The organism is Labedella endophytica, assembly GCF_003990045.1.
Classification (GTDB): Bacteria; Actinomycetota; Actinomycetes; order Actinomycetales; family Microbacteriaceae; genus Labedella; species Labedella endophytica.
Genome location: NZ_RZGZ01000007.1, coordinates 60,175 through 68,407, shown reverse-complemented (window position 1 = coordinate 68,407; position 8,233 = coordinate 60,175). Strand labels below are relative to the sequence as shown.

Sequence of the window (8,233 nt, the reverse complement as noted above, 5' to 3'; positions counted from 1 at the left end):
TGCTGCACGAGCGTCGTGAACGACGGATCGATCATCTCGATCGTCGACCCCGTGAGGTCGTGCAGAACGACCGTGTCACCGTGCTGGAGGATGTCGATCTCGTTCGACACCGTCTGCACCGCCGCGTCGAGCTCCTCGATCTGCCGGTTCAACCGCCCCGCGAGCAACTCCGAGCCGTTCGTGACCCAGACGTCCTTGGCATCGAGGGTCACGTCCGTGACGGGAAACCCGTCGTGCAGGATCGCGAACGACACGGGGATCGCGACGAGAACGGACACGACGACGATCGACGCGGTGACCTTCCGGCCGCGCAACCACGTGGCGATCCCCAACCCCGTCACATCCCCTCGACAGCTCTCGAATCTCCGCAGCACGAGGCGGTCGCCGGTCGGCGGAGAGAGTGGCCCTGGACAAAACGCTAACCCACCGGTCGCCGGCCCGCACGCCCCCTTCGGGGACGGTGTCGCAATCGGGATGTCCCGGAACCGGTCGCCGACCAGGGGGTGGTGGTCGGTCCTGAAGCGCGGTACAGTGCCTAAACCGGTTTAGACCTGGGCCTCGATCGAGGCACGGTCGCGACACCTCACAGCGGAGGAACACCATGGCGGAACGGGACGCGGACACGCAGAGGCGCTCGAACGAGCCGCCCGCCGCGCGCCCCACGATCGCCGACGTCGCCCGCCTCGCCGGTGTCAGCAAGGGCCTCGTGTCCTTCGCTCTCAACGACCGCCCCGGCGTCAGCGCCGACTCGCGCGAGCGCATCCTCTCCGCCGCCGCCGAGCTCGGCTGGTCTCCGAGCGTGCGGGCCCGCTCCCTCAGCAGCAATCGCGCGTTCGCGATCGGCCTCGTGATCGCCCGCGAGCCCGGCATCGTCGCGGCCGACCCGTTCTTCCCCACCTTCATGGCGGGAGTGGAGACGGAGCTCTCCGGCTCGGGCCAGACCCTCGTGCTCGCCACCGTGACGCCGGGGCGGCAGGAGGCCGACACCTATCGCAGCCTCGCGCTCGACAAGCGCGTCGACGGCGTGATCCTCACCGACCTGCGCACGGGGGACGAGCGCATCGCCCTCATCGACGAGCTCGGACTCGCCGCGGTCACGCTCGGCCGCCCCGACACGGACTCCCCGTTCCCCGCCGTCTCGATCGACGACGAGGCCGGAGTGACGGCGACGGTCGACCACCTCGCGCAGCTCGGGCACCGGTCGATCGCGCACGTCGCCGGCCCGTCGTCCATGCTCCACGCGGCGCGCCGTCGCCGGGCGTTCGAGCGCGCGGCCGGCGCTCACGGCATCGCGCCGCGGGTCGTCGAGACCGACTTCAGTGCCACCGAGGGTGCCGCGGCCACCCGTCATCTCCTCGGGGACCCCGACGACCGGCCCACGGCGATCGTGTATTCGAACGACCCGATGGCCCTGGCCGGCCTCGCCGTCGCCCAGCGCGCCGGGCTCATCGTGCCGCGCGACCTCTCCATCACGGGCTTCGACAACACCGACCTCGCGGAACACGTCTACCCGTCCCTCACGTCCGTGGCGACGGACGTCGCCGCGTGGGGCGCGATAGCGGCGCGTGTCCTGCTCGCGACGATCGCCTCCGAGCCCGTCGACAACACCGACCTCCCGCCCGCCCGTCTCGTGGCGCGCGAGTCCACCTCCCATTCCCCCCACCATCCCTGAGCCCCCGCTCGGGAACGCAACGAAAGGACCCACCATGCAACGACGCATGACGGCAGCGGCCATCGCGGCCGCCGGCCTGCTCGCCCTCACCGGGTGCACCTCCGGAGGAGGCGGCGGCGGGAACACCGCGAACGCCGAGCGCGGCGACATCACCATCTGGTACTCGAACAACGAGGCGGAGATCGCCTGGGGCGAGCAGATGATCGAGGCCTGGAACGCCGACAACCCGGACGAGCAGATCACCGCTCAGGAGATCCCCGCGGGGAGCAGCAGCGAAGAGGTCATCGGCGCCGCGATAACCGCCGGCAACGCCCCGTGCCTCATCTTCAACACCTCACCAGCGGCCGTCCCGCAGTTCGAGAAGCAGGGCGGACTCGTCTCGCTCTCCTCCTTCGAGGGTGGCGACGACTACATCACCGAGCGCAGCGGCGAGCTCGCGGAGCAGTACGCCTCGGCCGACGGCTCCTACTTCCAGATGCCGTGGAAGTCGAACCCCGTCGTGATCTTCTACAACAAGGCGATGTTCGCCGAGGCCGGCCTCGACCCCGAGGCCCCCGCGCTGTCGACGTACGACGAGTTCCTCGAGACCTCGCGCACACTCACCGAGGCGGGCGTCGCTCCCTTCGCGATCAACCCCGCGCCCACGAGCGAGTTCTTCCAGAGCTGGTTCGACTTCTACCCGCTGTACGCGGCCGAGACGGGCGGCGAGCTGCTCGTGGAGGACGGTGCGGCCACCTTCGACTCCGACGCGGGTGCGGCCGTCGCCGACTTCTGGGCGACCATGTACTCCGAGGGCCTCTCCGGGCAGGAGCAGTACCCGGGTGACTCCTTCGTCGACGGCGAGTCGGCGATGGCGATCGCCGGGCCGTGGGCCATCAACTACTACGGAGAGGACGTGGACTGGGGCGTCGTGCCCGTGCCGACCTCGCAGGGCATCTCGCCCGAGGAGACCTACACCTTCAGCGACGCGAAGAACATCGGCCTCTACTCCGCGTGCGAGAACCAGGCGACCGCGTGGGACGTGCTGCAGTTCGCCACGAGCGAGGAGCAGGACGGCCAGCTCCTCGAGCTCACCGGCCAGATGCCGATCCGCCAGGACCTGACGGGCACCTACCCCGACTACTTCGAAGCGAACCCCGCGTACGAGATCTTCGGTGATCAGGCCGAGCGCACCGTCGAGGTACCGAACGTCGCGAACTCCGTCGAGATCTGGCAGACGTTCCGTGACGGCTACTCGAGCGCGGTCATCTTCGGTGACGACGACGTGCCCGCCTTCCTGAGCGACGCGGCCTCGAGCATCGACGACCTCGTCGCGCAGGGCTGACGGAGCGCATCGTGACCGCCACCACGCCGGCCGCGCCTCCGGGTGCCGTGCCGCGGAAGGCCGACCGCCGGGGGACCGCGTCCCCCGGCGGGGGCCGACGGAAGAGGAAGCTCCTTGGTGAGAACCCCCTCGGGCTGCTGTTCTCCGCTCCGTACCTCGTCTTCATCATCCTGGTCTTCGCCTACCCGCTCGTCTTCGCGGTGTGGATGTCGTTCCAGGACTACTTCTTCGCCGCTCCCGGCGCGGTCGTCGACCGGCCGTTCGCCGGGCTCGACAACTACGCGCGTGTGCTCCAGGACCCGGCGGTCTGGCGGGCCTTCGGCAACGTCGGGATCTTCCTGATCATCAACGTGCCGCTCACCGTGATCCTGTCGCTCCTGCTCGCCTCGGCGCTCAACCGCGCGGTGCACGCCCGCGCGTTCTTCCGCGTGGCGTACTACGTGCCCTACGTCACGGCTTCCGTCGCGATCGTGGGCGTGTGGCTGTTCCTCTTCAGCGGCAACGGGCTCGTCAACAACGTGCTCGGGCCGCTCGCCCCCGATCCGTCGTGGCTCATCAACAGCCAGCTCGCGATGCCGTCGATCGCGCTGTTCGTCACGTGGAAGCAGCTCGGGTTCTACATCCTGCTGTACCTCGCGGCGCTGCAGAACGTGCCGAAGGAGCTCTACGAGTCGGCGTCGACGGACGGCGCCGGGCCGGTGCGCTCGTTCTTCTCCGTCACGATCCCGAGCGTGCGGCCGGCGACGGTCCTCGTGCTGCTGCTGTCGACCGTCACGGGCGCGAACCTCTTCACGGAGCCCTATCTGCTCACGGGGGGAGGCGGGCCGAACGGGGCGTCGACCTCGCCGGTGCTGCTCATGTATCAGCGCGGCATCGAGCAGGGGAACCCGGACGTCGCAGCGGCCATCGGCGTGATCCTCGTGGTGCTCGTGATGATCATCGCGTTCATCCAACGCAAGCTCGCGGGAGGAGACGAATCATGAGTGCCACCGTCGCCACGCCGAAGCGCGAGAAGCCCGGACGGGGAGGAACGGTGCTCCGCGGCGTCGTCCTCATCGCCGGCGCCCTGGTGTTCCTCTTCCCCTTCTATTACATGGTGATCGGTTCGCTCCAGCGCACACCGGACTCCAGTGTGACCGGGGCGTTCCCGAACATCGCCAACCTGACCCTCGACAACTACGAGGCCATCAACAGCCGCATCGGCCTGCTGACCGGGCTCGTGAACTCGGGGATCTTCACGGGAGGCGTCATCCTCGGCACGGTCGTCTTCGGCATGCTCGCGGGCTACACGCTCTCGGTGCTGCAGTGGCGCGGTCGTGGCGTGACGTTCGCGCTCGCCCTGCTCGTGCAGGTCGTGCCGTTCCAGCTGCTCATGATCCCGCTGTACGTGCTCATCGCGCGCGACTACGGGCTCGCGGACACGCACCTCGGCATGATCCTGCCGTTCCTCATCAACTCCACGGCCGTCATCATCTTCCGGCAGTACTTCCTGCAGGTGCCGAAGGAGCTGTTCGACGCGGCGCGGATCGACGGGGCGAGCGAGCTGCGGGTGTTGTGGAACGTCGCGATCCCGCTCGTACGACCCGCGCTTCTCACCGTGATCCTCATCACGTTCATAGGTCCCTGGAACGAGTTCCTCTGGCCCTTCCTCATCACGAAGGACGCGTCGCTGCAGCCGCTCGCCGTGTCCCTCGCCAACTACATCTCCTCCGTCGCGGCATCGGCGGCCAATCCGTCCGGCGCCGTGCTGGCCGGCGCGGTCGTCCTCGCCGCTCCCGCCGTGGCGCTGTTCATCGTGTTCCAGCGCTACTTCACGTCCACCGACATCGGCTCGGGCGTGAAGGGTTGACGATGACCACCTCCGCTACTGACACCACCACCGTTCCCTCGACATCGGCTCCGGCGTGAAAGGTTGACCATGACCACCTCCACCAGCATCTCCACCACCGTTCCGTACACGCTCTCGCGCGTCGGCGTCGTCATGACGCCGGAGCCGGGCAACCCGCTCGAGGCCGAGGGGGTGCTGAACCCCGCCTCCGGTCGTGGACCCGACGGGGAGCTGTACCTCCTGCCGCGGCTCGTGTCCGAAGGCAATGTGTCGCGCGTCGGCCTCGCGCGCGTCTCGATCGAGGACGGCATCCCCGTCTCGGTCGAGCGGCAGGGCGTCGTGCTCGAGCCCGACCGCACGTGGGAGCGCGGCGAGGGCAACGCCGGCGTCGAGGACCCACGCGTCACGTGGATCGCGGAACTCGAGCTGCACGTCATGACGTACGTCGCGTACGGTCCGCTCGGTCCGCGCACGGCCGTCGCCGTCTCGGAGGACCTGCGGTCCTGGCGACGGCTCGGGCCGGCGCTCTTCGCCTACAGCGACGCGCTCGACACCGACCTCAATCTCTTCCACAACAAGGACACGGTGTTCTTCCCCGAACCCGTGACCGGGCCGGACGGTGTGCGGAGCTTCGCGGTGCTGCACCGCCCCATGTGGGACATCGGCGAGATCCGGCCAGGGCAGGGCGTGCGTGTGCCGCCCGGGACACCCGACACGCGGCAGTCGATCTGGATCGCATACGTTCCGGTCGACGCGGTGAAGGAGGACCTGCAGGCGCTCACGCTGTGGAAGCACAGCCGGTTCCTCGTGGGCCCCGCGTTCCCCTTCGAGGAGGTGAAGATCGGCGGCGGGCCGGCGCCGCTCCGCGTGCCGGAGGGCTGGCTGTTGCTGCACCACGGGGTCACGGGTGTGATCGACAACGCCTTCTCGCAGCAGCAGAACGTGAATTATGCGGCCGGCGCGATCCTCCTCGATGCCGACGACCCCTCGATCGTGCTCGCGCGCACGGCGGAACCCCTGCTGCAGGCGGAGACGGAGGACGAGCGCAGCGGCATCGTGCCGAACGTCGTCTTCCCGACGGCGATCGAGGAGATCGACGGCCACCACTACGTCTTCTACGGCATGGCCGACTCCAAGATCGGCGTCGCCCGCCTCGACCACACGTAACCCCCCCTCCCCCCGCACCTCCCCTCACCCCTCCCGCTCCCCGCCTCCACTCCTCATCGCGTATGGCGTTTGAGCGTGATCGCCCCGCTACACCGCAGGGAAGACGCTCAAAAGCCGCATCTGGTGGAGTAGTCGAGAGGGCGGGGTCCGGAGGGTGGGGGTACGACGAACAGAAAGGCAGTTCAATGACGAACTCCAGCTCCACGCGACGGAGGCGCGGCGTTCTCGCCGCGATCGCCGTCGCGGCCCTCACCGGCGGCGTCGGGCTCACGGCCCCCGCGGTCGCGGCGCCCGCGCCGCTCACCAACCTCGCCCACCTCGACTTCCTCCTCGACACGGCGTCGCCCGACGAGGTCGAGGGCCACACGACCTACCGTCTCGCCGAGGAACCGGACCTCGTCCTGCCCTGGACGTACGCGGACGCCCGCGACGGTGGCACCTTCGAGCGCGTGGGCGGTGGCCCGCTCGACGCGGCCACCGGCGACTGGGGCCAGGGGGCGTACAACGCCGACGACGTCTCGCGCGCCGCCGTCGTCTACCTCCGGCACTTCGAGCAGACGGGCTTGGAGTCGAGCAAGGACTCCGCCTACGAGCTGCTCCGTTCCCTCGCCTACATGCAGACGGCCACCGGTGACAACGCCGGCAACGTCGTGCTGTGGATGCAGCCGGACGGCGACCTCAACCCGAGCGCGGAGCCCGTCGAACTGCCCGATCCGTCCGATTCCGCCGAGAGCTACTGGGTGGCCCGCACGCTGTGGGCCTTCGGCGAGGGGTACGCGGCGTTCCGCACCGAGGACCCCGAGTTCGCCTCGTTCCTCCGCGACCGGTTGACCCTCTCCCGTGAGGCGATCGATCGCCAATCGCTCGCCCGCTACGGGGAGTGGGAGGTCTCCGACGGTCGGAAGGTCCCGGCGTGGCTCATCGTCGACGGCGCCGACGCGTCCGCCGAGGCCGTGCTCGGTCTCGCCGCCTACGTGCAGGCCGCTCCCGACGACACCGCCGCGCGCACCTCGATGCGCAAGCTCGCGGAGGGCATCGCCGCGATGGGCGGTGACGACGTGCGGACGTGGCCGTACGGTGCCGTCCTGCCGTGGACTCACTCGCGCTCGATGTGGCACGCGTGGGGATCGCAGATGCCGGCGGCGCTCGCCGAGGCGTCGACCGTGCTCGCCGACCGGAAGCTCCTGAAACCCGCCGTCGCGGATGCCGCGGTGTTCACGACGACGCAGCTCATCGCCGATGGCCCGGACAACGGGTGGTTCCCGACGCCGGCCGACAAGGTCCAGATCGCCTACGGGGCGGACTCGCGGCTCCAGTCCCTCCTCGCCGTCGCCGAGGCGTCCGGTTCCGAAGCCTTCGACGAGCTCGCCGCGGTGCAGGCGGCGTGGTACTTCGGTGCCAACCGTTCCGCGTCGCAGATGTACGACCCGGCGACGGGTGTCACCTACGACGGCCTCCAGGCCGACGGCTCCGTCAACCGCAACAGCGGTGCGGAGAGCACCATCCACGGCCTGCTCTCGATGATCGCGCTCGATTCGCACCCCGAGGTGGCCGAGCGTGCACTCGGTGTCGCGGGTGTCGATTTCCGCGACGGTCTCCGGCTCATCGAGGCGGAAGCCGCCACGAGCACGACCGGCGAGATCGTCACTCCCGCGTCGGCGTGGACGGAGGAGTCGCTCTACTCCGGTGACACCCTCGTGCTCGACCGGGGTGAGAAGGCCACGTTCGACCTCGGCACCGCGAGCTCGTCGCGACTCGTCGAGCCCGTCCTGTGGCTCTCCGCCGATCAGCGATCGACGTCGTTGTGGAAGACGGGGAGGCTGCCCGTCGGCGTCGTGAGCGCGAAGGCGGGTGCCCAGGGTGTCAGCCCGGTGCCCGGCGTGCTGCTGCCGCAGCCGCTCGTGCTCCCGGTCTCCGGGAAGAATGCCTCGCTCGGCGTCTCGGCCGTGTCGGGCACGACGACTCTCGACGCACTCCTCGTGCGGCCGACGGTCGCACGGTTGCAGCTGTCGGGTGAGGCGGGGGCGACCGAACTCGTCCAGGTGTCCGGGCTGCTCCCGCAGCGCGTGACGGTCGGTGCCGACGGCGAGACGTCGACCGTGCACGTCTACGACAAGACGGGCAAACGCATCACGGACCGTGCGATCACGGGCACCACGTCGATCACGATCCCCGCCTCGGGCTTCGCGATCATCACCCGCTGACCCGGGGTCTCCCGCCCTCTCCCGCCTCCGGGAAGTAG

7 protein-coding genes are annotated in these 8,233 nt (G+C 69.5%); 6 read left to right on the top strand and 1 reads right to left on the bottom strand.

The features are described from left to right. Positions 1 to 341: hypothetical protein (locus ELQ94_RS17035; RefSeq protein ID WP_166404896.1), on the bottom strand; the 341-nt coding region annotated here is incomplete at its 3' end. A gap of 260 nt (positions 342 to 601) precedes the next feature. Between ELQ94_RS17035 and ELQ94_RS17030 the strand changes: the two genes are divergently transcribed. The 6 genes from ELQ94_RS17030 to ELQ94_RS17005 all read left to right on the top strand — a co-directional run bounded on the left by ELQ94_RS17030 (position 602) and on the right by ELQ94_RS17005 (position 8,195). Continuing rightward, positions 602 to 1,672: a LacI family DNA-binding transcriptional regulator gene (locus ELQ94_RS17030; protein WP_127051577.1), complete on the top strand. Its 1,071-nt coding sequence runs from the start codon at positions 602 to 604 to the stop codon at positions 1,670 to 1,672. Positions 1,673 to 1,706: 34 nt separating this feature from the next. Beyond that, on the top strand, positions 1,707 to 2,996 hold the full coding sequence (locus ELQ94_RS17025) for an extracellular solute-binding protein (RefSeq protein WP_127051576.1): 1,290 nt from the start codon (positions 1,707 to 1,709) through the stop codon (positions 2,994 to 2,996). Between the two features lie 47 nt (positions 2,997 to 3,043). After that, a complete protein-coding gene (locus ELQ94_RS17020; RefSeq protein WP_424977572.1) occupies positions 3,044 to 3,979 on the top strand; it encodes a carbohydrate ABC transporter permease in 936 nt (311 codons plus the stop codon). After that, positions 3,976 to 4,845: a carbohydrate ABC transporter permease gene (locus ELQ94_RS17015; protein WP_127051574.1), complete on the top strand. Its 870-nt coding sequence runs from the start codon at positions 3,976 to 3,978 to the stop codon at positions 4,843 to 4,845. Before ELQ94_RS17020 ends, ELQ94_RS17015 begins: the two co-directional genes overlap by 4 nt. 69 nt (positions 4,846 to 4,914) lie before the next feature. Continuing rightward, on the top strand, positions 4,915 to 5,991 hold the full coding sequence (locus tag ELQ94_RS17010; RefSeq protein WP_127051573.1) for a glycoside hydrolase family 130 protein: 1,077 nt from the start codon (positions 4,915 to 4,917) through the stop codon (positions 5,989 to 5,991). Positions 5,992 to 6,176: 185 nt separating this feature from the next. After that, positions 6,177 to 8,195 (top strand): hypothetical protein, encoded by a 2,019-nt coding sequence (locus ELQ94_RS17005; RefSeq protein ID WP_127051572.1) that lies wholly within the window; start codon positions 6,177 to 6,179, stop codon positions 8,193 to 8,195. Positions 8,196 to 8,233 lie beyond the last annotated feature (38 nt).

Bases quoted from the DNA above. Each gene is read 5' to 3' on its own strand.
- ELQ94_RS17030 (WP_127051577.1), top strand. From the start codon at position 602: ATGGCGGAACGGGACGCGGACACGCAGAGGCGCTCGAACGAGCCGCCC.
- ELQ94_RS17010 (WP_127051573.1), top strand. From the start codon at position 4,915: ATGACCACCTCCACCAGCATCTCCACCACCGTTCCGTACACGCTCTCG.
- ELQ94_RS17015 (WP_127051574.1), top strand. From the start codon at position 3,976: ATGAGTGCCACCGTCGCCACGCCGAAGCGCGAGAAGCCCGGACGGGGA.
- ELQ94_RS17025 (WP_127051576.1), top strand. From the start codon at position 1,707: ATGCAACGACGCATGACGGCAGCGGCCATCGCGGCCGCCGGCCTGCTC.
- ELQ94_RS17005 (WP_127051572.1), top strand. From the start codon at position 6,177: ATGACGAACTCCAGCTCCACGCGACGGAGGCGCGGCGTTCTCGCCGCG.